The sequence below is a fragment of the Bacillus cereus group sp. BfR-BA-01347 genome (assembly GCF_022663835.1).
Classification (GTDB): Bacteria; Bacillota; Bacilli; order Bacillales; family Bacillaceae_G; genus Bacillus_A; species Bacillus_A thuringiensis_K.
In genome coordinates, this window is sequence record NZ_JAKUGG010000108.1 from 1 (window position 1) to 223 (window position 223).

Genomic DNA, 223 nt, shown 5'->3' on the forward strand with positions numbered 1-223 from the left:
TCGATGAAGGACGGGACTAACGCCGATATGCTTCGGGGAGCTGTAAGTAAGCTTTGATCCGAAGATTTCCGAATGGGGAAACCCACCATACGTAATGGTATGGTATCCTTATCTGAATACATAGGGTAAGGAAGACAGACCCAGGGAACTGAAACATCTAAGTACCTGGAGGAAGAGAAAGCAAATGCGATTTCCTGAGTAGCGGCGAGCGAAACGGAACATA

Annotated in this window: 1 rRNA gene; it reads left to right on the forward strand. The window is 47.1% G+C overall.

Annotated features, from left to right (window positions below):
• Positions 1–223 (forward strand): 23S ribosomal RNA (locus MR143_RS32875); the annotation flags it as partial.